25 protein-coding genes are annotated in these 24,315 nt (G+C 64.3%); 15 read left to right on the forward strand and 10 right to left on the reverse strand.

Annotated features, from left to right (window positions below; genetic code table 11):
* Positions 1 to 153 precede the first annotated feature (153 nt).
* The 5 genes from JJC00_RS22690 (at position 154) to JJC00_RS22710 (ending at position 5,834) form a co-directional block, all read left to right on the forward strand.
* Positions 154 to 1,629, forward strand: coding sequence for a protein adenylyltransferase SelO (locus JJC00_RS22690; RefSeq protein WP_200474198.1), 1,476 nt, complete (start codon positions 154 to 156; stop codon positions 1,627 to 1,629).
* A 192-nt stretch (positions 1,630 to 1,821) separates the two neighbouring features.
* Entirely contained in the window at positions 1,822 to 2,670 is an 849-nt protein-coding gene (locus JJC00_RS22695) for a phosphodiesterase (protein WP_200468155.1), read from the forward strand.
* A 1-nt stretch (position 2,671) separates the two neighbouring features.
* Complete coding sequence (locus tag JJC00_RS22700) at positions 2,672 to 3,622, forward strand: carbohydrate ABC transporter permease (protein ID WP_200468156.1); 951 nt, start codon at positions 2,672 to 2,674, stop codon at positions 3,620 to 3,622.
* Positions 3,619 to 4,488, forward strand: a complete 870-nt coding sequence (locus JJC00_RS22705; RefSeq protein WP_200468157.1) for a carbohydrate ABC transporter permease — start codon at positions 3,619 to 3,621, stop codon at positions 4,486 to 4,488. Before JJC00_RS22700 ends, JJC00_RS22705 begins: the two co-directional genes overlap by 4 nt.
* 11 nt (positions 4,489 to 4,499) lie before the next feature.
* The gene (locus tag JJC00_RS22710; RefSeq protein ID WP_200468158.1) at positions 4,500 to 5,834 is read left to right on the forward strand and encodes an ABC transporter substrate-binding protein; all 1,335 of its coding nucleotides are present in this window, start codon (positions 4,500 to 4,502) and stop codon (positions 5,832 to 5,834) included.
* Between the two features lie 94 nt (positions 5,835 to 5,928).
* On the opposite strand, the gene JJC00_RS22715 is transcribed toward JJC00_RS22710, so the two are convergent.
* Positions 5,929 to 6,918 carry a zinc-dependent alcohol dehydrogenase family protein gene (locus JJC00_RS22715; protein ID WP_200468159.1) on the reverse strand — a complete coding sequence of 330 codons (990 nt, stop codon included), beginning with the start codon at positions 6,916 to 6,918 and terminating at the stop codon, positions 5,929 to 5,931.
* 104 nt (positions 6,919 to 7,022) lie between these two features.
* Between JJC00_RS22715 and JJC00_RS22720 the strand changes: the two genes are divergently transcribed.
* On the forward strand, positions 7,023 to 7,922 hold the full coding sequence (locus JJC00_RS22720; protein WP_200474199.1) for a LysR family transcriptional regulator: 900 nt from the start codon (positions 7,023 to 7,025) through the stop codon (positions 7,920 to 7,922).
* Positions 7,923 to 8,277: 355 nt separating this feature from the next.
* Positions 8,278 to 9,447 carry a ribonuclease D gene (gene rnd / locus JJC00_RS22725; RefSeq protein WP_200468160.1) on the forward strand — a complete coding sequence of 390 codons (1,170 nt, stop codon included), beginning with the start codon at positions 8,278 to 8,280 and terminating at the stop codon, positions 9,445 to 9,447.
* Between the two features lie 159 nt (positions 9,448 to 9,606).
* Here the strand turns inward: rnd and JJC00_RS22730 are convergent, their stop codons facing one another.
* From JJC00_RS22730 to JJC00_RS22750, 5 genes are all read right to left on the reverse strand, one after another.
* Positions 9,607 to 10,989, reverse strand: coding sequence for an aspartate aminotransferase family protein (locus tag JJC00_RS22730; protein ID WP_200468161.1), 1,383 nt, complete (start codon positions 10,987 to 10,989; stop codon positions 9,607 to 9,609).
* 138 nt (positions 10,990 to 11,127) lie between these two features.
* Positions 11,128 to 11,295 (reverse strand): hypothetical protein, encoded by a 168-nt coding sequence (locus JJC00_RS22735; RefSeq protein WP_200468162.1) that lies wholly within the window; start codon positions 11,293 to 11,295, stop codon positions 11,128 to 11,130.
* Between the two features lie 33 nt (positions 11,296 to 11,328).
* Positions 11,329 to 11,892 (reverse strand): isochorismatase family protein, encoded by a 564-nt coding sequence (locus JJC00_RS22740; protein ID WP_200468163.1) that lies wholly within the window; start codon positions 11,890 to 11,892, stop codon positions 11,329 to 11,331.
* A gap of 25 nt (positions 11,893 to 11,917) precedes the next feature.
* The gene (locus JJC00_RS22745) at positions 11,918 to 12,538 is read right to left on the reverse strand and encodes a GNAT family N-acetyltransferase (protein WP_200468164.1); all 621 of its coding nucleotides are present in this window, start codon (positions 12,536 to 12,538) and stop codon (positions 11,918 to 11,920) included.
* Positions 12,525 to 13,142, reverse strand: coding sequence for a hypothetical protein (locus JJC00_RS22750; RefSeq protein WP_200468165.1), 618 nt, complete (start codon positions 13,140 to 13,142; stop codon positions 12,525 to 12,527). Before JJC00_RS22750 ends, JJC00_RS22745 begins: the two co-directional genes overlap by 14 nt.
* A 71-nt stretch (positions 13,143 to 13,213) precedes the next feature.
* Between JJC00_RS22750 and JJC00_RS22755 the strand changes: the two genes are divergently transcribed.
* Positions 13,214 to 14,254, forward strand: coding sequence for a LysR family transcriptional regulator (locus tag JJC00_RS22755; RefSeq protein ID WP_200468166.1), 1,041 nt, complete (start codon positions 13,214 to 13,216; stop codon positions 14,252 to 14,254).
* A 58-nt stretch (positions 14,255 to 14,312) separates the two neighbouring features.
* On the opposite strand, the gene JJC00_RS22760 is transcribed toward JJC00_RS22755, so the two are convergent.
* The gene (locus JJC00_RS22760) at positions 14,313 to 15,485 is read right to left on the reverse strand and encodes an autotransporter outer membrane beta-barrel domain-containing protein (protein ID WP_200468167.1); all 1,173 of its coding nucleotides are present in this window, start codon (positions 15,483 to 15,485) and stop codon (positions 14,313 to 14,315) included.
* A 373-nt stretch (positions 15,486 to 15,858) separates the two neighbouring features.
* On the opposite strand from JJC00_RS22760, the gene JJC00_RS22765 reads away from it, so the two are divergent.
* The 3 genes from JJC00_RS22765 (at position 15,859) to JJC00_RS22775 (ending at position 16,920) form a co-directional block, all read left to right on the forward strand.
* Positions 15,859 to 16,065 carry a cold-shock protein gene (locus tag JJC00_RS22765; protein ID WP_007591938.1) on the forward strand — a complete coding sequence of 69 codons (207 nt, stop codon included), beginning with the start codon at positions 15,859 to 15,861 and terminating at the stop codon, positions 16,063 to 16,065.
* 139 nt (positions 16,066 to 16,204) lie between these two features.
* On the forward strand, positions 16,205 to 16,507 hold the full coding sequence (locus JJC00_RS22770) for a hypothetical protein (RefSeq protein WP_200468168.1): 303 nt from the start codon (positions 16,205 to 16,207) through the stop codon (positions 16,505 to 16,507).
* A complete protein-coding gene (locus JJC00_RS22775) occupies positions 16,504 to 16,920 on the forward strand; it encodes a type II toxin-antitoxin system VapC family toxin (RefSeq protein WP_200468169.1) in 417 nt (138 codons plus the stop codon). Before JJC00_RS22770 ends, JJC00_RS22775 begins: the two co-directional genes overlap by 4 nt.
* 40 nt (positions 16,921 to 16,960) lie before the next feature.
* Here the strand turns inward: JJC00_RS22775 and JJC00_RS22780 are convergent, their stop codons facing one another.
* The 3 genes from JJC00_RS22780 to purM are packed head-to-tail and all read right to left on the reverse strand — an operon-like array spanning position 16,961 to position 18,986.
* Positions 16,961 to 17,242, reverse strand: coding sequence for a YrhB domain-containing protein (locus tag JJC00_RS22780; protein ID WP_200468170.1), 282 nt, complete (start codon positions 17,240 to 17,242; stop codon positions 16,961 to 16,963).
* Positions 17,242 to 17,898: a phosphoribosylglycinamide formyltransferase gene (gene purN, locus JJC00_RS22785; RefSeq protein WP_200474200.1), complete on the reverse strand. Its 657-nt coding sequence runs from the start codon at positions 17,896 to 17,898 to the stop codon at positions 17,242 to 17,244. Before purN ends, JJC00_RS22780 begins: the two co-directional genes overlap by 1 nt.
* Positions 17,899 to 17,912: 14 nt before the next feature.
* Positions 17,913 to 18,986, reverse strand: a complete 1,074-nt coding sequence (purM, locus tag JJC00_RS22790) for a phosphoribosylformylglycinamidine cyclo-ligase (RefSeq protein WP_200468171.1) — start codon at positions 18,984 to 18,986, stop codon at positions 17,913 to 17,915.
* Between the two features lie 154 nt (positions 18,987 to 19,140).
* Between purM and JJC00_RS22795 the strand changes: the two genes are divergently transcribed.
* From JJC00_RS22795 to ppx, 4 genes are all read left to right on the forward strand, one after another.
* Positions 19,141 to 19,683 carry a CDP-alcohol phosphatidyltransferase family protein gene (locus JJC00_RS22795; protein ID WP_200468172.1) on the forward strand — a complete coding sequence of 181 codons (543 nt, stop codon included), beginning with the start codon at positions 19,141 to 19,143 and terminating at the stop codon, positions 19,681 to 19,683.
* A gap of 99 nt (positions 19,684 to 19,782) precedes the next feature.
* Positions 19,783 to 20,460, forward strand: a complete 678-nt coding sequence (locus JJC00_RS22800) for a DnaA ATPase domain-containing protein (protein WP_200468173.1) — start codon at positions 19,783 to 19,785, stop codon at positions 20,458 to 20,460.
* 141 nt (positions 20,461 to 20,601) lie between these two features.
* Positions 20,602 to 22,794: an RNA degradosome polyphosphate kinase gene (locus JJC00_RS22805; protein WP_200474201.1), complete on the forward strand. Its 2,193-nt coding sequence runs from the start codon at positions 20,602 to 20,604 to the stop codon at positions 22,792 to 22,794.
* A 15-nt stretch (positions 22,795 to 22,809) separates the two neighbouring features.
* Complete coding sequence (gene ppx, locus JJC00_RS22810) at positions 22,810 to 24,312, forward strand: exopolyphosphatase (protein WP_200468174.1); 1,503 nt, start codon at positions 22,810 to 22,812, stop codon at positions 24,310 to 24,312.
* The last annotated feature ends 3 nt before the right edge of the window (positions 24,313 to 24,315 follow it).

A 24,315-nucleotide genomic window follows, 5' to 3' on the forward strand; every position in this document is an offset into this window, starting at 1 on the left:
GGTCAAAATGGCCTAGTTGAAGGCGGAGGGTTTACCCGACGAGGCCCGAGGCGGCAACCAAGGGAACGGGCTGTTTTCGGCCCAAGGACCCCATTTTTGGCCAATCTAGGCTCAAGCCTTTGCCATCAGACGTTCCAGCCCTATCTTGAGGGCATGACGGTGCATTTCCCCTTCCAAAACTCGTATTCGGCGCTGCCGGACAGCTTCTTTGCCCGGGTCGCGCCGACCCCCGTGGCCGCGCCCCGGCTGATCAAGCTGAACCGGCCCCTGGCGGTCCAGCTCGGGCTCGATCCTGATATGCTGGAGACCCCGGAGGGCGCCGAAATCCTGGCCGGAAAAACGGTTCCCGCCGGGGCCGATCCCATCGCCATGGCCTATGCCGGCCACCAGTTCGGGCAATTCGTGCCGCAGCTCGGCGACGGCCGCGCGATCCTGCTCGGCGAGGTCATCGACACGGAGGGCGTCCGCCGCGATATCCAGCTCAAGGGCTCGGGACCAACGCCCTTCTCCCGCCGCGGCGACGGCCGCGCCGCGCTCGGGCCGGTGCTGCGCGAATACATCGTCAGCGAAGCCATGTTCGCGCTCGGCATCCCGACCACGCGCTCGCTTGCCGCCGTCGTCACCGGCGAGCACGTCATCCGCGAGACCGCGCTGCCCGGCGCGGTGCTGACGCGCGTTGCTGCGAGCCACATCCGGGTCGGCACCTTCCAGTTCTTCGCCGTCCGCCGCGACACCGACGCGATCCGCCGGCTCGCTGACCACGTCATTGCCCGCCACTACCCCGACCTGCTTCACGCCGAGCGGCCCTATCACGCCCTGCTCGCGAGCGTCGTTGCGCGGCAGGCCGAGCTCGTCGCGCGCTGGCTGCTGGTCGGCTTCATCCACGGCGTGATGAACACCGACAACTCGTCGATCTCCGGCGAGACGATCGATTACGGTCCCTGCGCCTTCATGGACGCCTACAATCCTGCGCAGGTGTTTTCGTCGATCGACGAGATGGGCCGCTACGCCTATGCCAACCAGCCGCGCATTGGCTTGTGGAATCTGACGCGGCTGGCCGAATGCCTGTTGCCGCTGTTCTCCGACGACCAGGAAAAGGCGGTCGCCGAAGCCCAGGACATTCTCGGCGCCTTCAGCGAGACGTTCAGCGACGCCTATCAGGCGGGCCTGCGCAAGAAGATCGGCCTGTTCACGGAGCGCGATGGCGACGACGCCCTGATCCAGGATTTGCTCGACGCCATGGCCAGGAACCAGGCCGACTTCACGCTGACCTTCCGCAAGCTTGGCGACGCCGCCGGCGATCCGGCAGCAGACGACGCGCGCGCCCAGTTCATGGATCCCGCCGCCTTTGATGAGTGGGCCAAGCGCTGGCACGAGCGCACCGCATTGGAGCCGCAGACCGCAACCGAGCGGCAAGCCGCGATGAACGCCGTCAATCCAATGTTCATCCCGCGCAACCACCGCGTCGAAGCCGTGATTCAGGCTGCCGTCAACGACGACAACTACGCGCCGTTCGAGGAATTGGTGAAGGTGCTGGCGAAGCCGTATCAGGACCAGCCGGACTACGCCGCCTACGCCGATCCGCCGCTGCCGGACCAGCGGGTGCTGCAGACGTTTTGCGGGACGTAAGGCGGAACGTAGCTCACCACTACCTCTAATCGGCTTGCTCGGTGGATTGCGTCTTCGGCTAATCCACCCTACGCAGCCGATGTTGTGGACACTGGAACCGCTGTCATCAAACTGAAACACATGCGCTCTAACGGCCTGTCAGGGCCGTCTTGCCGGAGGCGCCCACCCTCCAACAGTCCAGACAAGCGCGCCATGCCGTTCAAGTTCATCCACATCACCGACACGCATCTCGCGAATCCCGGGCTGAAGCTCTATGGCCTCGACCCGCGCGCCCGGCTCGATGCTGCGATCGCCGACATCAACACGCACCACACCGACGCAGCCTTCGCCGTCGTGACCGGCGACCTCACCCATTGGGGCGAGCCGGAATCCTACGCGAATTTCGCCGACGCGATGTCTGCGCTGAAAATGCCGTACATCGCCATGGTCGGCAATCACGACAAGCGCGTGGCCTGCCTCGACGGGCTGAAGGCCGCGCAGCGCGATGCCAACGGCTTTGTGCAGGGCACCCGCACCACCGAGCACGGCCTGTTCGTCTTCCTCGACACGCTGGACGAGACCAGCCATGCTGGCGAGATGTGCGCAAAGCGCTTTGGCTGGCTGGCGAAGACGCTGGCTGCCGCGCCCGCCGATCAGCAATTCGTCGTGTTCATGCATCATCCGCCCTTCCCGGTTGGCGTGCAGGCGATGGACGAGATTGCGCTGAAGCAGAGCGCGGAGTTCGCCGAGGTGATCGCGCCCTATCGCGCGCGCATCCGCCATCTCTTCTTCGGCCATGTGCACCGTCCGATCTTCGGCAGCTACGGCAAGATTCCGTTCTCGACATTGCGCGGCACCAACCACCAGGTCTGGTTCGAGCTCGATGCCGGCGCGCCGCATCTGGCGAGCCATGAGCCGCCGGCTTACGGCGTCGTGCTGATCGACGATCAAAACCTCGTCGTGCACAGCCACGATTTTCTCGACACCAGTCTGCGCTTCCCGTTCGACCCGCCCGAGGGAATGGACGGCCGCGACTATGCGCTCAAGTTCGCGGCGCGGTGAGATGAGCCTCGCAGAACCCGCGGCTCTCCCGGTCGCGGCACCGGCGCCGCCGCGCCTGCACATCGCGACGCGGTTCGCCGCCCGGTTCAATGCCTCGCTACCTGCCTATCTGCTGCTGCTGCCTTCGCTGATCTTCCTCGCGCTGTTCACCTATGGCGCGATGGGACGCGTGCTGATCGATGCGCTGTATCAGCGCGCCACGCCGAAGGCACCGCTCCGCTTCGTCGGCCTTGACAATATCACCGCGGTGCTGGCGGACCCCGCCTTCACCGGCGCTGTCATCAACAACCTCATCTACGCAATCGGCACCGCGATCCCGAGCATCGGCCTCGCGCTGCTGTTCGCCCTGGCGCTGGCACGCACCAATGCTGTCACCAGCGCGCTGCGGGCTGCGCTGTTCCTGCCGGTGCTGATCCCGATGGTCGCGGCCTCCGCGCTGTTTCTGTTTATCTTCCTGCCCAATGTCGGCCTGCTCGACTATTACATCGGCCGGCTGCTGCCGGTGCTGCCGAACTGGCTCGGCGATCCCGACATCGCGCTTTACGCGATCATGATCATCACGGTCTGGAAGAACGCGGGCTATTACATGCTGTTCTTCCTGGCCGGCCTCCAGGCGGTGCCGGAAGACGTGATGGAAGCAGCCCATCTCGACGGCGCTGGTCCCTTCATGCGGCTGCGCTACATCATCCTGCCAGAGCTCAAGCCGACCTTCCTGTTCGTCATCGTGATCGCCACGCTGAACGCGGTGACGCAGGTCGACCACGTCTTCGTCATGACCAAGGGCGGGCCGTCGAACGCCACCAATCTCGTGCTGTTCTACATCTACCAGCAGGCGGTCGAGCATTACGACATCGGCAAGGCCTCGGCGGCGACGCTGCTGACGCTCGCCGCGTTGATGGGTCTCACCGCACTGTCGTTCCGTACCATGGCCAACCGCGAGGGCGGCGCATGAAACTGATCGATGCGCTCTACAAGGATGCCCCGCTCGCCACACGCAACGAGATCACGCCGAAACTCGGCTTCGCGCTGACCGTGCTGCTCGCGCTCGCCTGGCTGATCCCGTTCCTGTGGATGGGCGTGGCGACGCTGCGCCCGGCGTCCGACGGCATCAACCTGATGGCCGAGCTGATGCCGAGCCTGAAGCCGACGCTCGACAATATCAGGGACGCCTGGGAGATCGGAGACTTCCCGCGCTATTTCCTCAACACCACGATCATCTGCACCGGCATTCTGCTGGTGCAGTTCTTCACGGTCACGCTGGCGGGCTTTGCGTTCGCGCGGCTCGACTTCGCCGGCAAGTCGCTGATCTTCTATTTGTTCCTGATGCAGCTCATGCTGGTGCCGGTGTTGCTGATCGTGCCGAATCTGCGCATCGTCGCGCAATTCGGCCTCTACGACACGCTCGCCGGCGTGATGATGCCGTTCTTTGCCTCGGCCTTCGGCACCTTCCTGATGCGCCAGGCGTTCGAGGCCATTCCGACCGAGCTCGAGGACGCCGCGCTAATCGACGGCGCCAGCCTGATCCAGCGCATCCGCCATATCTACGTGCCGCTATCGATCCCGAGCTTCTCGGCGTTTGCCATCATCTCCGTTACCAGCCACTGGAACGACTTCCTGTGGCCGTTGATGGTGATCAATTCGCCGGACAAGCGGCCGCTCACGGTTGGTCTTTCGGTCTTCACCGCGACCGCGGAAGGCACGCAGGCCTGGGGCACGATTGCCGCCGGTACGCTGATGGTGATCGCACCGCTGCTCATCACCTTCCTGATCTTCCAGAAGCGTTTCATCAGTTCTTTCGTCACCTCAGGCATCAAATAGGAGATTTGTAGATGCTGTTCTCCCGCAGGCTCATGCTCGGCCTCGCCATCGCAGGCACCTTGGCAGGCGCCGTCGCCTTCCCGGCCCTCGCCGGTGAAGGTCCAACCGAGATCGATCTGTTCTTCCCGGTTCCCGTCGACGGCAAGCTCGCCCGCGACATGGGCACGCTGATCAAGGAGTTCAACGAGGGTCACCCCGGCATCAAGGCGACTGCGGTCTACACCGGCTCCTATGACGACACGCTGATCAAGACGCGTGCCTCGATCAAGGCCGGCAAGCCGCCTTCCGCCGTGATCATGTCGGCGAACTTCCTGCTCGACATGCAGATCGAGAACGAGCTGACCAATCTCGACAGCCTGATCGCCGCCGACGGCAGCACCAAAGAAAAGTTCTTGGGCCAGTTCTTCCCGGCGCTGCAGGGCAACGCGGTGATCGACCGCTCGGTCTACGGCGTGCCCTTCCACAATTCGACGCCGCTGCTCTACATCAACGCCGACAAGGCCAAGGAAGCCGGCCTCGATCCGAGCAAGCCGCCGCAGACCTGGGCCGAGCTCACCGACTGGGCCAAGAAGCTCACCAAGCGCGAGGGCGACAAGGTGACCCAATGGGGCATCGCGATCCCCTGCGCCTATGACTATTGCGGCTGGATGATGGAAACGCTCACCATGACCAATGGCGGGCGCTACTACAACGAGGAGTTCGGCGGCGAAGTCTATTACGACACGCCCTCGATGCTCGGCGCACTGACCTGGTGGAGCGACCTCGTCACCAAGCACAAGGTCCACGCCCCCGGCGCCACGCCTGGCCCGGCCGTCAGCACCTCCTTCATCTCCGGCAACGCCGCGATGATGATGCTGTCGACGGGCTCGCTGACCTATGTGCGCGAGAACGCCAAGTTCAACTACAAGGTCGCCTTCATCCCGCGCAACGTCCGCAACGCCGTGCCGATCGGCGGCGCCTCGCTGATCATTCCGGCCGGCGTGGACGCCGACAAGCAGAAGGCCGCCTGGACGCTGATCAAGTGGATGACCTCGCCCGAGAAGAGCGCCTGGTGGAGCCGCGCCACCGGCTATTTCGCGCCCAACATGGCCGCCTACAAGACGCCTGACATGGTCGACTTCCTCACCAAGAACCCGGACGCCAAGACCGCCGTCGAGCAGCTCGACGTCGCCAAGCCCTGGTTTGCGACCTACAAGACCGTGCCGGTGCGCAAGAACCTCGAGGACGAGGTGATGCTGGTCCTCAACGGCAAGAAGCAGCCGAAGGAGGCCCTCGTCGCCGCCCAGAAGGCCGCCGACGAGACGCTGAAGCCATACAATGCGGAGACGTCGCTGAAGCTGCCGTAAGGTCGGGAGCAACGGTGAACAAACATCGGCGCTCCGCGATGCGGGACGCCGAACGCGTTTTGGGATCGCGCGGGCTCAAATCGTCACCACGATCTCAAATCGTCACCACGATTTTGCCGAATTGCTCGTTCGACTCCAGGAAGCGATGCGCCTCGACGATGTTCTCGAACCGAAACGTTCGGGCGATGATCGGCTTCAACGTGCCGTCCGAAAGCCCATCAAGGATGAAAGCCTTGGCCTTCGCGATGCGCGCGGGATCGCGGGTGATCTCGTGCACGAGATAGCCGCGCAAGACCAGGCTCTTGGTCAGCACGTTGAAGAGCGGGAACGGCGTTGGCTCGGGGCTCAGTCCGCCATATTCGATCAGCATGCCACCCGGCGACATCGCTGCGGTCAGTGGCTCGAACGCGGGTCCGCCGACCGCATCAAGCACCACACGGACGCCGCGTGCACCGGCGATGTCCTCCAGCCGCGCGCGGATATCCTCTTCGGCTGACGCGATAACGTGCGCGGCGCCGGCATCACGCAATGCCCGCTGCTTGGCCGAGGTCCGCGTCAGGGCGATCGGAACGGCCCCGATCCGGTTGGCGATCTGAATGGCTGCTAGCCCAACACTGCTCGACGCCGCCGTGATGGCGACGACGTCTCCTCGCGCCAGTCCGGCGATGTCGATCAGCGCGCCGTAGGCCGTGAGATATTGCATCCACACCGCAGCCGCCGTCTCGAAATCCAGCTCTGGCGGATGCTTGACGACGAGCTCGGCGGGAAACGTGGCGAGCTCGGCATAGGCCGGCCATCGCACCATCGACAGCGGCGGTACGATGCTGACGGCATCGCCCGGCGCGAAGCCGGCAACATCCGCTCCGACAGCCTCGACGATGCCCGCCGCCTCCAGCCCGAGGCCGGACGGAAACGTCGCGGTCTCGATATAGGTCCCCCTCCGCAACAGGGCTTCCGCACGGTTGAGGCCGAGCGCCTTGACCCTGATCTGCACCTCGCCCCGTGCCGGCGGCGCGACGTCGACGGTCTCGATCTGCAGCACTTCGGGGCCGCCATGCTGGTGAAAGCGAACGACGCGCGCCATTGGATACACTCCAAAACAATTGAACTGAATGGAGCTATGCCGCGCCGGAGGAAGCGGATAAATCGCCTAAACCAGCGAACGGTCGAAACCAGGAGTTTTTAATGATGGACCGCCTGACCAGCATGGCCGTGTTCGTCAAGGCCGTCGATCTCGGCTCGTTCGCGGCCGCGGCCGACGCCTTCGAGATATCAGGGCCGATGGTCGGCAAGCATGTGCGCTTCCTCGAAGAGCGCCTTGGCGTCCGCCTCCTCAACCGCACCACCCGCCGCCAGAGCCTGACTGACCCAGGGCAAGCCTATTACGAGCGCTGTCGTGCCGTCCTCAGCGAAGCCGAGGCCGCCGACGCCGTCGTTGCCGACGAGCTCTCCGAGCCGCGCGGCAGGCTGCGCGTGACCATGCCCGCCCTGCTCGGACGGCACTGCATCGCTCCCTTGCTGATGAAGGTCGCGCGCAAATATCCGCATCTCGAGCTCGACCTCTCGTTCGGCGACCCGATCGCTGACATCATCGAGGCCGGCTATGACCTCGCGATCCGGACCGGCGATCTCGACGACCAGTCCGGCCTGATCACGCGGCGCATCGCAAGCCAGCGCATGGTGGTATGCGGCGCGCGCTCGTATTTGCGCGCCAACGGCAAGCCGAAGACGCTCGACGATCTCGCCGAGCACCAGGCGATCATCTACCGCCGCTCCGGACGCGTCCGGCCGTGGCTGTTTCCGCAAGCAGGCCAGCCGCCGCGCGAGATCATGCCTTCAGGCAGGCTGAGGCTCGACGATCTTGAGGCGATCGCCGATGCCGCCGCGCAGGGCATGGGGCTAGCCTGGCTGCCCTACTGGCTGGTCCGCGAACGCCTCGATACCGGCGCGCTGGTCGGCCTGTTCGCGGGCGAGCCCGACTTCCTCTACGACTGCCACGCGCTGTGGCCACGTTCGCCCCGAATGCCGTCAAAGGTCCGCGCCGCCGTGGACACCCTCGCCGCCGGCCTGCCGAAGCTGATGACGTGACGGCGGCCGAAGGCCGCATTAACCCCACGTCCACCATCCGGCCCCGCCCCGCCGCCGGTAACCATTTGAATTAACAGACCCTCAACGCACAGCCGACAAATCTAACGGTGTTTCTGGAGATTTCCGCCGTGGATTTGCTGGTTTTCGAGTTCCTGGGATTGGCGCTGGTTGGCATGTGCCTGATCGTCGTGGCGCTGCCCTGCGCCCGCAAATCCTCGCACCGGATCCGCTACGAGTAGGAATTTCGTCGGAACGAGCGATTCCGATCCGAATGCAAGGCTCGAATTCGCTTAGAGCCCCTTGACATCACAGCGCTTTCGGCAGAACGGCTGATGGCAAGTGTCATGGGCCGTTCATGGATTTGATTACCACCACCGCTGACCTCGCGGCTGCCTGCAGCCGGCTGGCCAAGCACCCCGTCATTACCGTCGATACCGAGTTCCTGCGCGAGACCACCTATTACCCGCTGTTGTGCGTGGTGCAGATGGCCAGCCCCGAGGAAGCGATCGTCATCGACACCCTGGCCGAGGGCATCGACCTCAAGCCGTTCTTCGAGCTGATGGCGAATGAGAGCGTGCTGAAGGTGTTCCACGCCGCGCGTCAGGACATCGAGATCATCTGGCACCAGGCCAACATCATCCCGCATCCGGTATTCGACACCCAGGTCGCGGCGATGGTGCTCGGCTATGGCGACAGCATCGCCTATGACGCCCTGGTCGAGAAGGTCACCGGCCACCGACCGGACAAGACCCATCGCTTCACCGACTGGTCGCGCCGGCCGCTGACGAAAGAGCAGATGCATTACGCGGTCTCCGACGTCACGCACTTGCGCGACGTCTTCGCCGCGCTCGACGCCGATTTGAAGAAGCGCCGCCGCAGCGAATGGGTCTCCATCGAGATGGAGGTTCTGACCTCGCCCAAGACCTACGACTTCCACCCCGAGCGCGCCTGGGAGCGGCTGAAGACGCGGGTGCGCAAGCCGAAGGACCTTGCGGTCCTGATGGAGGTTGCCGCCTGGCGCGAGCAGGAAGCGCAGAGCCGCGACGTGCCGCGCGGCCGCGTGCTGCGCGACGAAGCCGTCAGCGACATCGCGACCCACGCCCCGAACACGCTGGAGAAGCTTGCCCATCTGCGCTCGGTGCCGAAGGGCTTTGAGAAGTCCAAATGGGGCGCGGACATCGTCGCCGCGGTCGAGCGCGGTCTGGCGCGGGATCATTCCACGCTGCCGAAGCTCGAGAAGCCGCGCAACAACAACAATGGCGCCGCGACCGTCGAGCTTCTGAAGGTGCTGCTGCGCATGACCGCCGAGCGCCATGCGGTGGCAAGCAAGGTGATCGCCACCGTCGATGATCTCGAGGAGATCGCAGCCGACGACGAGGCCGACGTGCCGGCGCTCCGCGGCTGGCGCCGCGAGCTGTTCGGCGACAACGCGCTGAAGCTGAAGCGCGGCGAGCTGGCGCTCGCGATCGAGAGAGGCCGCGTGGTCGGGGTCCAGCGGGCGGAGTCGGTTAAACCGTCATCCTGAGGCGCGAGGCGTGCGGTGCAAAGCACCGCGCGGGGAGCCTCGAAGGATGAGCGGCCCCGCTGCGGCCAGTCGGGCCGTCGCCCTTCGAGGCTCGCCGAAAAGGCGAGCACCTCAGGGTGACGGGGTTAGACTGATGTCCCCGATGACGCGAGAGAACCTCTACGCCGGCGTCAGCTTCGCCACTTCCGCTTTCATGTCATCCAACACGCCCGAGATCGCCGCGACCAGCTCGTCGATCTGGGCCTTGGTGACGATCAGCGGCGGGCAGATGGCGATGGCGTCCAGCATGTTGCGCGAGATTACGCCGCGCTCCTGCAGCATGCGGCTCGCAATGCCGCCGACGGCACCGGGCGTCGCGGCTGCGGTCTTGCGGCCCTTGTCGAGCACGAACTCGATCGCTGCGATCATGCCGACGCCGCGGACCTCGCCGACCAGCGGATGGCTGGTGAGCTCGCGCAGCTTGCCCTGCATGTAGCCGCCGAGCTCGGCGGCATGCGCGACCAGGCCGCGCTCCTCTATGATCTTGAGGTTTTCCAGCGCAATCGCCGAGCCGACCGGATGGCCGCCGGCGGTGAAGCCGTGGCCGAGCACGCCGATCTTGTTGCTCTCGTCGGCGATCGGCTCGAACATGCGGTCGTTCATCATGATCGCCGACAGCGGGAAATAGCTCGAGGTGATCTGCTTGGAGACCACCATCGCGTCCGGCTTGATGCCATACGTCTCGCAGCCGAACATCTTGCCGGTGCGGCCGAAGCCGCAGATCACCTCGTCGGCGATCAGCAGGATGTCGTACTTGTTCAGGACCTTCTGGATCTTGTCCCAATAGGTCGCCGGCGGCACGACGACGCCGCCCGCCCCCATCACCGGCTCGCCGAAGAAGGCCGCAATCGTCTCCGGCCCTTCCTGCTGGATCAGCGCGTCGAGCTCCTCGGCCCGGCGCGTCGCGAAGGCTTCCTCGCTCTCGCCGGGCGCGCCGTCCTTGTAGAAATGCGGCGAGCCCGTGTGCAGGACGTTCGACAGCGGCAGATCGAACGAACGGTGGTTGTTGGGCAGGCCCGTGAGGCTCGCCGACGCAATTGTGACGCCGTGATAGGCGCGCATGCGGCTGATGATCTTCTTGCGCCGTGACTGGCCGAGCGCGTTGGAGCGGTAGGCGATCAGCTTGAGGACGGTGTCGTTCGCCTCCGAGCCCGAATTGGTGAAGAACACCTTGCTCATCGGCACCGGCGCGAGCGCGACCAGCTTCTCGGCGAGATCGATCGAGGGGCCGTGCGATTTGGCCGAGAAGGTGTGATAGAACGGCAGTGCCTGCATCTGCTTGTGCGCGGCTTCGACCAGTCGCTTCTCGTTGAAGCCGAGCCCGACGCTCCACAGGCCCGCCATCGCCTCGAAATAGCGCTTGCCCGATGCGTCGAACACGTAGGGCCCCTCGCCGCGCTCGATCACCAGCGGACCGGCCTGCTGATGGGCGCGCGCGTTGGTGTAGGCGTGGAGCTGGTAAGCCACATCCCGGGCTTCTTGCGAATTGGGCAGCATGGACATTTGCGGGATCCCTTGCGTCATCACGTGGCCGGCGCGGCCATCATGACTTGGCTATTGCGATGGGGCGGAACTTGCAACGCCAATTCATCGGCAGCAAGCGCTCAGCAGCGATGCACAAAGCCGCACACAAGCCCGCGCTCAGGCAGCGCCGTCGTCATGCCCCTCGTCGTCGGCTGCGGCTTCCCTCACCTCGACCAGCGCCATCGACAGCAGATAGACGGTCGTGGGCAGGCCGACCCGGCGCGCCGCCTCGACGGCACGCGACAGGTCGCTCGCCAGCTGCTTGAGCTCGTCCTCCCGAGACAATGTCCCACCCATACCCCGCCGATCGCGTCCCGCTCAGACCGCGACGGCGCCGCTGGTCCTGATCAGTTCGGCGCTGGATTGGACTGTAGCAAAGCTGGCGATGACATTCACCACCGACTGCTTATAGGCGTCCGCCTCGCCTGTTCCCGGCTGCCGACAGGCCACGGCATCGACGACCACCTGATAGCGGTGGCTGCGGTGGAATCCCTCGACGACGGTGGCCAGGATGGTCTCGTCGAGGGAAAAGCCTGTGACCACGCAACGCACATTGCTGACGCTGGACATGTAGTCGACGAAACGCGACGAGCTGTAGGCCGACGGCAATGGGTGCTCGAACGTCATCTCGCCCGGCCGCGGCCTCGTCTCCGCGATCCAATCGGTCAGCCTGGATGACGGATTGAACCACGCCGCCTGCGCGATGCGCTTCAAATGCATCACCGGCCAGACGTTGCTGCGCCACAGCGTCAGCAATTCCAGGCAGCGCGAGGTGGCGGCGTCGCCATCGAGAATGACGTGGCGACGCCCCGGCGTCAGATATTCGACCTGAAGGTCCGCGCAGACCAGGACCAGCGGATCGTCGTGGAGGGAGACCAGCATCGTTTTGCGCGGAGCTGCACCAGTTTCAGCTGTCGGCGAGTGCGAGGTCCCGCAGCGGCGATGTCACCGCCCGCCCCGCCGAGGCATCGAGCACGCCCGGACGATCCCAATCGCCTTCAGGGCGAATGATCACGTAGGGATCGCTGTCCAGCGTGATCGCGTCCGGCCCCGGCTCGATCTCCAGCAGCATTTCCGTGTAGGAAAAATCCGAGAAAGTGATCTTGCGATTGTGGCCGAGTGGCTTGGCGCCGAAATGAGCCCAGAAATCGACCAGCCGGTCCTGCGCCTGACCATAGATCTTGCGGAACCCCTTGCGCTTCACATAATCGACGCTGGCCTGCACCAGCTTGAACGCGATGCGCGAGCGCCGATATTGGTGACGCACCGCTAGCCGCTCCACCTTGGCGAAGTCGCCGAAGAAGCGCACCCGCAAACAGCCCGCCGGCTCGTTGCCGATGTAGCCGATGAAATGTGCGGCCACCATGTCGTTGCCGTCGAACTCCTCATCGAACGGACAGTCCTGCTCGGCGAGATAGACCGCAGAGCGAATGGCCGTGACCAGCATGAGGTCGTTCGGATCGCGCGCAAGGCGAATGGTGATGGCGCGGGAGTCAGGCTTGGCGAGAGGAATCCTAGTGCCGTGCATCTGAAAAACTCCTTGCTTGGATGATCGCGCCCGGCATGCGCATGGGCTGCCGGTGCCAGGGACGCTCGTAACACCAGAGGTCGGGTTGGAAGCTCGAAATAGACGCGAAGCCCGTTGCCTTCATGATTTCGCGTCCGGCCACGGTTGACGGCTGCGCATAGCAGTCCGCGCCGCGAAACCTTATCTGCCGGAGATGAGCCGCGGCCTTGCCGAGACCGGCGATGCCACGGCCGGTCGCCGCAATCGCCCAGATGTAGATCGCCGAAACATCCTCATGCGCGGAAGCGAGGTGGTGCATCTCGGGCGCCGTCAGACAGATATCGTCGAGCAGCAATGCATCATGCCCGCGATCGCTAAGAAACAGGAAGGCCATGCCACCGAGCAGATGGCCGTTCCGGGTGAACGTCAGGATGCTCTCGGGATCGGAGGCGAAATATTTCGCAAGCTCCATCGCCCCGATCTGCACGCCCGGCACCAGCCGATGCGCCATTTCCGAAAGCGCGGCGATTTCCTCAAATTGCGCGCAACGGACGTCCACGTCGGGGCTCAGCGGCAAGGCATCGAAATCATGCCTTGCGGCAAACGAGCCCCTTTCCATACTCATGTCGTCCCTCTATCGTTCGGGGGTTTTGTACGCCGCTATGGGGAGAAGCTTAGCGGCTGGAGATCAGGAGTATGCAGCAAGTATTGCACCGGGGTGCTGCAATGATGCACCGCTATGAAGAAGCGCTAAATGCGTCCTGGGACGATTTGAAACTTTTTTTAGCCTGCGCGAAATTTAAAAGTTTTCGAAATGCGGCCGAAGAGCTGGGGTTCACCTCCACCACATTGATGCGCCGGATCGACCGGCTCGAAGACAGCATCGGCTGCAAGCTTTTCCTGCGCGACCAGAGCGGGCTCACGCTCAGCGACGAAGGCGCCGCGATGATTGCCGACGTCGCGCATATGGAGCGGCACGCCTTCAACGTCTTCCGCCGCGCCTCGCGCTCCTCGAACGATACGTCGGGCACGGTGCGCGTCGCGGTGACGGAGGGCCCCGGCAATTTCTGGATCCTGCCGCGGCTGATCGACTTCCAGAAGACCTATCGCAAGATCACCGTCGACCTGCGTTGTGCGATGGAACAGGCCGACGTCGCGCGGCTGGAGTCGGACATTGCGATCCAGCTCGAGCCGCCGACAAATCCCGATCTCATCGTCGCCAAGCTCGGCCGGCTGCACATCTATCCCTTCGTCTCCAGGGACTATGCGGACCTCTACGGCGTGCCGGCGACGCTCGCCGATCTGCCGAGCCACCGCATCATCAAGCAGAGCGCGCCGCAGGTCGACGACGGCGCCTATGCTCGCGTGCTCGGATTGAAATCGCTGGAAGGCATCGTCGGGATCAAGACCAATTCGTCCGTCGGCGTGCTTTACGCGGTCGAGCGCGGCGCCGGGATCGGCTTCCTGCCGACGGTGTCGATCGCGCTCGGTGCGCCGCTCGTCGCCGTCGACCTCGGCGTCAGCCACCACGCCGACCTCTGGCTGACCTATCACAAGGAGTTCCGCGCCTCCGAGCGGCACAGGATCGTGGTCGACTGGCTGAAGAAGATCTTCGATCCCAAATCCCATCCCTGCTTCCGCGACGAGTTCATCCATCCGAACGCGCTGGTGCCGATGATGACGGCCGCGCGCGAAGGTTTTGGGTTGACGGGATACGTCGCGGCGACGCCGATGTGATTATTTGAGCATGATCTCTTCGGAAAACCGCTGCACACTCTTCCGGATCATGCTCGCCTTACCACCGATATTCGAAGCCGATCGTGCCCTGGTGCGACGTCAGTTCATTGCGGAACTTGCCGTCGTAATTGACGTAGAGCCGCGCGGTGTTGGTCAGGCTGAGTGACGCCGAGGCGCCGGCGTCCATGCCGTAACGGCTCTCGCCGATGCCGGGGACGATGATGTTCTGGGTGCCGAGGCTGACCTGGACCGAGCCCAGATCCTGATAGAAATTGTCGACGAACTTGCCGTAGGCCGAGAGGTCCAGGATCTTCTGGTCGAAGATGAAGTATCGCCCGATCTCGGCGCCGATCATGACGCGCGCGCGCGCGATCGCGCTCGAGCCGACGTTGAGCGGATCGAGCCCGCCGGCCTCCTGGAACGCCGCGCCGGTGGCCCGCACATATTCGAGCGCGCCCTTGGGCACGATCCGCATCTGGTCCTTGGTCCAGTAATAGCTGATCTCGGTCAGCGCGCCGTCGACCGCAGCGCGATAGCCCGCCGTCGCGAAGCCAAAGCCGGTGTCCCGGCTGGAATGGACTTTGCCGAAACCGTGCACCACCGCAAAGGCCCAGGTCCAGGGTCCCTTGTCGACGGAGCCGTTGAAGCCGATCTGGGTCAGGTCGAGCGTCGCCGACTGCAGCGCGAGCGGCACGTCGATGTCGGTATGGCTCTGGTCGACGGAGAAGCCGAGATTGACACCCGGCGCGACCCGCGCACCGAAACCGGCGACGCCGCCAAACGTCTTGCGCTTGTCGCCGACGAAATCGCCCTGCGGATCGGTCCGGACCGAAACGCCGTAGCCTTCGTACCAGGTGCGGTAGCGCGGATCCTCCGTGCTCACCGAGGCCCCGCCACCGCCGGGGTTGGTGCGGAACGCGCGATTGACGCCGCCGGAGGCCTGGTTGCCGAGGCGCTCCAGGAAGTTCGAGCCGAGATTGAGCGCGCTGTTACCGGCGGACTGGTCGTAATTTGTGGCTGTCGGGACCGGCACCGGGGTCGGCGATGGCGTGGGCGTGGGCGTGGGCGTGGGCGTCGGAGATGCAGTCGGCGTCGGGGTCTGCGCGAAGGCTGATGTCGCCGGAATCATCCCGACGACTGCAAGGGTCATGGCGATTGCCGTCACGATCCAGCGGACACGATCCAGCCCGATCGTCTGCCATATCCTGGTGGGCTGCAAGGCGCAGCGCATGACGACACATCCCAAAGCAAAGTGTTGGCCCGCAAAAATGCAACACGAACGGCGAGCGGGTGCGGCGATTTGTGCTGAACTGCAACGGAGGGTCAACCGTTTGGCATGCTATCGCCGGGGTGATTGCCCCTGATTGTGGTTCTGCGGCCACAGGTCGCAAATTGCAGCGGGGCATCTCTGGCGCGGTCTTGAAAATCGCGCGCGGCTTGCTATCGCGCGATTTTCATGTTGCAATATCGGACACAATCGGAATTGGCCGCTCGGCTGTGCGTTTCGCGACAATGAGACTCGAACAGACTTCCGGAAGCCCGTTTGTGACGTGGCACGCGAAAAGCGGCCGCGTCTTTTTTGTATCTAGCGGAGGAGACTAGCGATGCCACAAAAGGGCACCGTCAAATGGTTCAACCCGACCAAGGGTTATGGGTTCATCAAGCCGAACGGCAGCGACAAGGACGTGTTCGTCCACATCTCGGCCGTCGAGCGTGCTGGACTCTCGACCCTGAATGAGAACCAGGTGGTTGAATACGACCTCGTGGAGAACCGCGGCAAGGCGTCCGCGGAGAACCTCAAGGTCTCCTGATTTCTCTCAAAGCTCAGCGCGAGAGATCATCATGACGTTGCCCCCGGCTCTGCCGGGGGATTTTGTTTGTGGCGCCATCTCCTCATTGCATCTTTTGAATTTCCGGTTATATTTCCGGACATTCGGATCGAGGTGAGCCGTGGCAACCAAATCCCAGCGAAAGGCAACCCGAACCCATCGGCGCCGCGCTGCGGCGCGGGGTCTTGTGCGGGTGGAAGTCCAGGCCGCAAAAAAAGACGCAAGCCTTATCCGTGCTTTGGCCGAAACCCTGCGCGACAAACCCGAGAGAGCCGCTGCACTTCGATCGACGCTTGCCACCGCCCTCCTCAATCCTGGCGTCAGGACGGCGTTTGACGTCTTTGGTTCCGAGCTTCCCGATGAAGCGTTCAGCGGCGTTTTCGATCAGCCACGGGGCGATGGCTGGCGCAAGGTCGACTTGTGAAGTTTCTGATCGATACGAACGTCATTTCAGAAATTCGCAAGCGCGAACGCGCCGACGCCAATGTCATTCGATGGGTTAATCAGACCTCAGCGGAAGACATCGGGACCAGTGTCCTGGTTCTGGCCGAAATTCGTCGGGGCATCGAACTGAAAAGGCGAAGCGATCCGCTCCAGGCGAAATCTCTCGACCGATGGTTTTCGCAGATGAGGATCCGGCTTGCCGATCGGGTTCTTCCAATCGATGAGACCATCGCCGAGACCTGGGCTCTCCTTGGAATTCCGAATCCGCTGCCGCTCATTGACAGCCTTCTCGCAGCCACGGCCAAGGTCCACGGCTTAATCCTAGTGACGCGCAACATTACCGATATTGAATCGACAGGCGTAGCGCTGCTCGATCCGTTTTCAACCCAGTAAGAGTTCGAGGGAACCTTGGTTTGCGAGGAGTTCGCGAGATCTAGATCGAGGACTTTCGAAATTGCGCAAGCGCGTCTTCCCAGGAAGTAGCCGTCGGAAGGTGATGAACACACCCGGCCCGATCGACAAGTATGGGACCGTTTCCGGCAAGTCGGGAACTAGAGTTGCCGGTTTCGATATATTCTCGGGTATTGTAGAAGAATACCCACCCTTCTGCGACCTCAAGGGTCTGCTCAGAAACAAGCGCAAGATCATCGCCGCAGGCAATGCCGATGTTCATCACTTCGGCTTCGGCAAGTGCCATAGCCTGGTCGGGCGACATCAGGTGGTGACCATCGGCGCAACCAGAAAATTCTCCGACGCCGAACTGCCTGTCGTCCTGCACACATCGCCCTCGATCCGAATCTTGCCGGTCGCAAGCAGGCTCAGCGCGGCAGGATAGATGCGGTGCTCGACTTCGAGGATGCGCTCCGACAGCGTCTCCGCCGTGTCGTGATCGCTGACGGGCACGGCGCCCTGCATCACGATCGGGCCAGCATCAGTCTCGGGGATGACGAAATGCACCGTCGCGCCAGACAGCTTGACGCCGGCGCGCAGGGCCTGTCCATGCGGATCGAGGCCCGGGAACGACGGCAGCAGCGACGGATGGATGTTGAGCATCCGCCCGTACCAGGCCTTGGCGAATTCGGCGGTGAACAGACGCATGAAGCCGCCGAGGCAAATCAGCTCGATGCCGTGCTGGTCGAGCGCTCCCTGCAGCACTGCCTCGAAGCCGGCGCGATCCTTGCCGAACGGCTTGCTCTCGATCACCTGCGTTTTCACGCCGGCCGCCTTGGCCCGTTCGAGCCCGGGCGCGTCGGCCTTGTTCGAGATGACGAGCGATATCTCCGCCGGGAAATCCGCGGCAGCCGCTGCCTTGATCAGCGCGGACATGTTGGAACCGCGGCCGGAAATCAGGATAGCGACGCGGCGCTTCATCACAGCGCCAGTCATCAGAGTGCCATGTCGAGATGGCCGTTATAGACGACGCAATGCTCGCCCTCGGCCGGAATCACGGTGCCGAGCTGCGCCACGGTCTCGCCGGCGCCGGTGAAGACCCGCACGACTTCGTCGACTTTCTCAGGCTCGACGATCGCGATCATGCCGATGCCGCAGTTGAAGGTCCTGAGCATTTCGAGCTCGGCGATGCCAGCTTGCGCTGCCAGCCATTTGAACACCGGCAGCACCGGCAGGCGCGCCAGATCGATGCCGACGCCAAGATGTGCCGGCAGCACGCGCGGAATGTTGTCGGTGAAGCCGCCACCGGTGATGTGGGCGAGGCCCTTCACCGCAGCCGTTTCGCGAATCGCGCGCAGGCAGGATTTGACGTAGAGCCGCGTCGGCGTCAGCAGCGCGCCCCCGAGCGTCATGACCGGCGCGAACGGCGCCTGCGCCTCGAAGCCGAGGCCGGACTGTTCCACGATCTTGCGCACCAGCGAGAAGCCGTTGGAGTGCACGCCCGACGAGGCCAGGCCGATCACGGCGTCGCCCGCGGCGATGTCCTTGCGCGGCAACAGCGTGCCCCGCTCGGCGGCGCCGACGGCAAAGCCGCCGAGATCATAATCGCCGTCCTTGTAGAGACCGGGCATTTCGGCGGTCTCGCCGCCGATCAGGGCGCAGCCGGATTCGCGGCAGCCTTCGGCAACGCCGGCGACGATCGCGGCGGTCGCCTCCGGGTCGAGCTTGCCGCAGGCGAAATAGTCGAGGAAGAACAGCGGCTCGGCGCCCTGCACCACGAGGTCGTTGACGCTCATGGCGACTAGGTCGATGCCGATCCCGCCATGCAGGCCGGTCTCGATCGCGATCTTGACCTTGGTGCCGACGCCGTCGGCGGCCGCGACCAGGACGGGGTCCTTGAAGCCGGCCGCCTTGAGGTCGAACAGGCCGCCGAATCCGCCGATCTCGGCGTCGGCGCCGGGCCGTGCGGTGGCACGCACCATCGGCTTGATCAGGTCGACCAGGCGGTTGCCCGCGTCGATATCGACGCCTGAATCGGCGTAAGTGAGGCCGTTTTTGCGGTCGGTCATGCCCGATTTCCAGTGGGTTTGCGGCTGGTTACGTCGAATTCCGGGGACACGCAATGGCAAGCGTGGCGCCCCGCCCTATAGTATGTAGATATCAACCGGTTCAGCCTCCAAGGGGCCGGATTTCGAGGTCAGACCGGGTGCCGGGAAGCGCCGCGTGAGTATTCCGAATATCATTACCCTGGGCCGCATCATGCTGGTCCCGATCATCGTCTGGGCCATCGTGTCGAGCCAAATGGAGGTGGCATTCGCCGTCTTCCTGATCGCCGGCATCAGCGATGCCGTCGATGGCTTCCTGGCCAAGCGCTTCAACATGGCGAGCGAGCTCGGCGCCCTGCTCGATCCGCTCGCCGACAAGGCCCTGCTGGTCTCGATTTACCTGTCGCTCGGCATCTGGGGCGACATCCCACGCTGGATTGTGATCCTGGTGGTGTCGCGCGACATCATGATCGTCACGGCCGTGATCGTGTCCTGGCTGTTCGACAAGCCGGTCGAGATGAAGCCGTCGAAAGTATCCAAGCTAAACACAGCAGCTCAGGTCGCCTACGCGGCCCTGGTGTTGGCCGCGCTTGCCTTCGGCTTCCAGGCGGCGCCCTATGATATGATCCTGATGGGCTTGGTCACGGTGTTCACGCTCTCTTCGGTGTCACTCTATCTCGTCGAGTGGCTACAGCACATGAGCACGATCGACGGCAAATGAGAGCTAGCTGGGAAACGGCCCCGCAAAAGGCCAACTCCCGCCCGATATACCCGAATCTTTTCAAGCAAAGCCGGCGCGCCGGCACGGAGCAAAGCAAGCGTGGCAGGCCGCGTTCATCCCCGACAATTGGCGTTTTCGCTTCCGCACGCGGAGAGCCTCAGCCGGGACAATTTTCTCGAAGGCCCTGCCAATGCTGCCGGCCTTGCCCTGATCGATGGCTGGCCGGAATGGCCGAACCGGGTCATGTGGCTCGCCGGCCCCGAAGGCTCAGGCAAGAGCCATCTCGCCACGATCTGGGCCGAGGAGGCCGGCGCCCGCTCCACCACGGCCAATGCGCTGACCGCAGCCAGCGTCCCCGGCGCGCTCGCGACCGGCGCGCTGGTGGTCGAGGATCTCAAGGCCGGGGATTTTGACGAGCGCGCCCTCTTCCATCTGATGAACCTCGCCCGCGAGGACGGTGCCTATGTGCTGTTCACCGGACGCGAGGCGCCGGCGGCGGTGGAGGTCGAGCTCCGCGACCTCAGGTCCCGGCTTCGGACGATTCCCGTGATTTCACTTGCGCCGCCGGACGACCAGCTGTTCCGCGGCCTGATCGTCAAATTCTGCGCCGACCGCCAGCTCGCCGTGGACGAAAGCGTGGTGAGCTACCTCGCGACCCGGCTGGAGCGGTCGTCGGCCGCCGCCCGGCGCGCCGTGGAGCTGCTCGACGGTGAGGCGCTGCGGCTCGGCCGCCCCGTCACCCGGGCGCTCGCCGCCGAGCTGCTCCGGGACGCCTGACCGCCGAATCCCCTTAGCGCCGCTTGACGCGATGCCGCGGCGGAACATCAATGTCATCGAAACGTCATCGCGCTAACACATGCTCCGGCCGGTTTTGCGCATAAGTCGCAGATTGCGGCGAACTGGATGGACCGACTTCTCATGGACTCCGTGCAAGCAATTGAAACAAAAGAGAAAGCCACGGAAACCGAGGGCCTGCCGCCGATTGCCTCGAGCCCCGAGCGATTCATCAATCGCGAGCTCTCCTGGCTGCATTTCAACCGCCGCGTCCTCGAGGAGTCGGTCAATCCCAGCCACCCCGTGCTGGAGCGGGTGCGATTCCTGTCGATTTCCGCAAATAACCTCGACGAGTTCTTCATGGTCCGCGTCGCCGGCATCAAGGCACAGGTGCGCGAGGGCATCGCTGAACGTGCCCCCGACGGCCTGACGCCCTCCGAGCAGCTCGCGCTGATCAACCGCACCGTCTCCCGGCTCGCCTCCGACCAGCAGGCGATCTGGGCCGATTTGCGCGGCACGCTCGCCGACGTCGGCATCGTGCTGGTCGACGGCAAGGAGGTCACCAAGGCGGAGCGGACCTGGCTCGAGGATTATTTCCTCAACAACGTGTTCCCACTGCTGACGCCATTGGCGATTGATCCGGCCCACCCGTTTCCGTTCATCCCCAGCCTCGGCTTCACCATCGCGCTCCAGCTCACGCGCGCCATCGACGGCAAGCAGATGAACGCGCTGATCCGCATGCCCGGCAAGATCGACCGCTTCATCCGCCTGCCGGGCGACGGCAAGGTGGTGCGCCTGATCTCGCTGGAGCAGGTGACCGGCCTTTTCATCAATCGCCTGTTTCCCGGCTACAATCTCCACGGCCAGGGCGCCTTCCGCATCATCCGCGACTCCGAGCTCGAAATCGAGGAAGAGGCCGAAGACCTCGTCCGCCTGTTCGAGACCGCGCTGAAGCGCCGCCGCCGCGGGTCGGTGATCCGGCTCGAGATCGACGCCAAGATGCCGGAGCAGCTGCGCAGCTTCGTGCAGCACGCGCTCTCGGCGGCCGACGATGAGGTGTTCCTGGTCGACGGCGTGCTCGCCATGAACGAGCTGTCGCAGCTCACCCGTCTCGACCGGCCAGACCTCGAATTCACCCCTTACGTGCCGCGCCATCCCGAGCGCGTGCGCGAGCATGGCGGCGACATCTTTGCCGCGATCCGGCAGAAGGACCTGGTGGTCCATCACCCCTACGAATCCTTCGACGTGGTCGTGCAGTTCCTGCAACAGGCCGCGCGCGATCCTGACGTCGTCGCGATCAAGCAGACGCTCTATCGCACCTCCAACAACTCGCCGATCGTGCGCGCGCTGGCCGAAGCGGCCGAGGCTGGCAAATCCGTCACCGCGCTGATCGAATTGAAGGCGCGCTTCGACGAAGAAGCCAACATCCGCTGGGCGCGCGACCTCGAACGCGCCGGTGTGCAGGTCGTCTACGGCTTCCTCGAGCTGAAGACGCACGCAAAACTCTCGATGGTGGTGCGTCGCGAGGGTGGCAGCCTCACCACTTACGTCCATACCGGCACCGGCAACTATCATCCGGTCACCGCGCGTATTTATACGGACCTCTCCTACTTCACCTCGGAACCGACCATCGGCCGCGACGCCGCGCGCGTGTTCAACTTCATCACGGGCTACGCAGCACCAAGCGATCTGGAAAAGATGGCGGTGTCGCCGCTGACCCTGCGCAAGCGCATCATCGAGCACATCCAGGGCGAGACCGAGCACGTGCGTCACGGCAAGCCCGGCGCGGTCTGGATGAAGATGAATGCGTTGGTCGACCCCGATATCATCGACGCGCTCTACGAGGCGTCACAGGCGGGCGTGCAGGTCGAGCTCGTGGTGCGCGGTATCTGCTGCCTGCGACCCGGCATTCCCGGCCTGTCGGAGAACATCCGTGTCAAGTCGATCATCGGACGCTTCCTGGAACACGGCCGAATCTACTGCTTCGGCATGGGCCAGGGCCTGCCGAGTGCGAAAGCGGCTGTGTATATCTCGTCGGCCGATATGATGCCGCGCAACCTCGACCGCCGCGTCGAGGTGCTGTGTCCGCTGCAAAATCCCACGGTGCATCAGCAGGTTCTCGAGCAGATCATGGTGGCGAATCTGAAGGATAATGAGCAGAGCTGGCAATTGTTGCCGGACGGGTCCTCAACGCGTATGAAGACCGCGAAGGGCGAGGAGCCTTTCAACGTCCACAACTACTTCATGACAAATCCGAGTCTGTCTGGCCGTGGAAAGTCGCTCAAGGAATCCTCGCCGCGTCGTCTCACGCGCCGAAACGAACGCCATCAGTCCTGACCGGAGAGCTTTACCTTGAAACCGCCGCGCAAGCGTGGCGCTAGCGTCGCGGTCATCGACATCGGCTCAAACTCGGTTCGTCTCGTCGTCTACGAGGGACTGACACGGAGCCTGATTCCGATCTTCAACGAGAAGACGCTGTGCGGCCTCGGGCGTGAGGTGCAGAGCACGGGCCTGCTCGCGCCCGACGCCGTCGACAAGGCGCTGACCTCGCTGAAGCGTTTTCGGGCGTTGTGCCGCGTGATGCAGGTCGGCCGCGTGTTTGCGATTGCGACCGCGGCCTGCCGCGACGCATCCAACGGCCCCGACTTCATCGCGAAAGCCGAGCGCATCTGCGCCGTGAAGATCGAGATCCTGTCCGGACCGCGCGAAGCGAAGCTGTCGGCGCTCGGCGTGATCTCGGGCATTCACCGCCCCGACGGCATTGTCGGCGATCTCGGCGGCGGCTCGCTCGAGCTGATCGACGTGCGCGGGAACAGCGTGCGCAGCGGCGTCACCCTGCCGCTCGGCGGCCTCGCGTTGCAGGACCTCGCCCACAAATCGCTGAAGCGCGCCGACCGCATCGTGCGCGAGGCGATCGACGAGGTGCCGCAGTTCGCCGCCGGCCGCGGCCGCACCTTCTACGCGGTCGGCGGCACCTGGCGTGCGCTCGCCCGCATCCACATCATCCAGAGCGGCTATCCGCTCCAGGTGATGCACGGCTATTCGATTCCCGCGGCCGAGGCGCTCGATTTTGCCCGCCGCCTGCGGCGCCTCGCCGCCGTCGACATGCTCGCCGACATCGAGGTCGTCGCCGATGCGCGGCGCCCTCTCCTCACCTACGCGGCGCTGGTGCTCGAGCACATCATCCGGGTCGCAAAACCGAAGACCATCGTATTCTCGACCTTCGGCGTGCGCGAGGGGCTGCTGCACGAGAAGCTGTCCGAGGCGGAGCGCAACAAGGACGGTCTGATCTGCGCTGCCGAAGAGCTGAACCAGCTCTTGTCACGCTCGGCCAAGCACGCCCGCGAGCTGATGGCCTGGACCGATCGCCTGGCACGCGTGGTGAAGCTGCGCGAGACCGAGGAAGATCGCCGCCTGCGCCACACCGCCTGTCTTCTGTCCGACATCGGCTGGCGCGTCCATCCCGACCATCGCGGCGAGCAGACGCTGAGTCTCGTGGTCAACGCCAATTTCGGCGCGATCGACCATCGTGAGCGCGCCTTCGTCGGCCTGTCGGTGTTCTATCGCTATGCCGGCCTGAGCGAGGAGAACCAGCCGCCGCTGACTATGCAGGAACTGCTGACGCCGGCCCAGCTCGAACGCGCCCGCTTGCTGGGCGCCGCGTTCCGTGTCGCGCATCTGATCTCGGCGGCGCGCCCGGGCGTGCTGCCCGCCACGCATTTCCGCAACCAGGGGCGCAATCTGATGCTGGTGTTCGAGCACAGGCTCGGCGACCTCGTCGCCGACCGCGTCGGCAGCCGCTTCAAGCAGCTCGCCCGCCTGATCGCGCGCAGCGGATCGATCGTGCGGCGCTAGTTC

The organism is Bradyrhizobium diazoefficiens, from assembly GCF_016616885.1.
Taxonomy (GTDB): domain Bacteria; phylum Pseudomonadota; class Alphaproteobacteria; order Rhizobiales; family Xanthobacteraceae; genus Bradyrhizobium; species Bradyrhizobium diazoefficiens_F.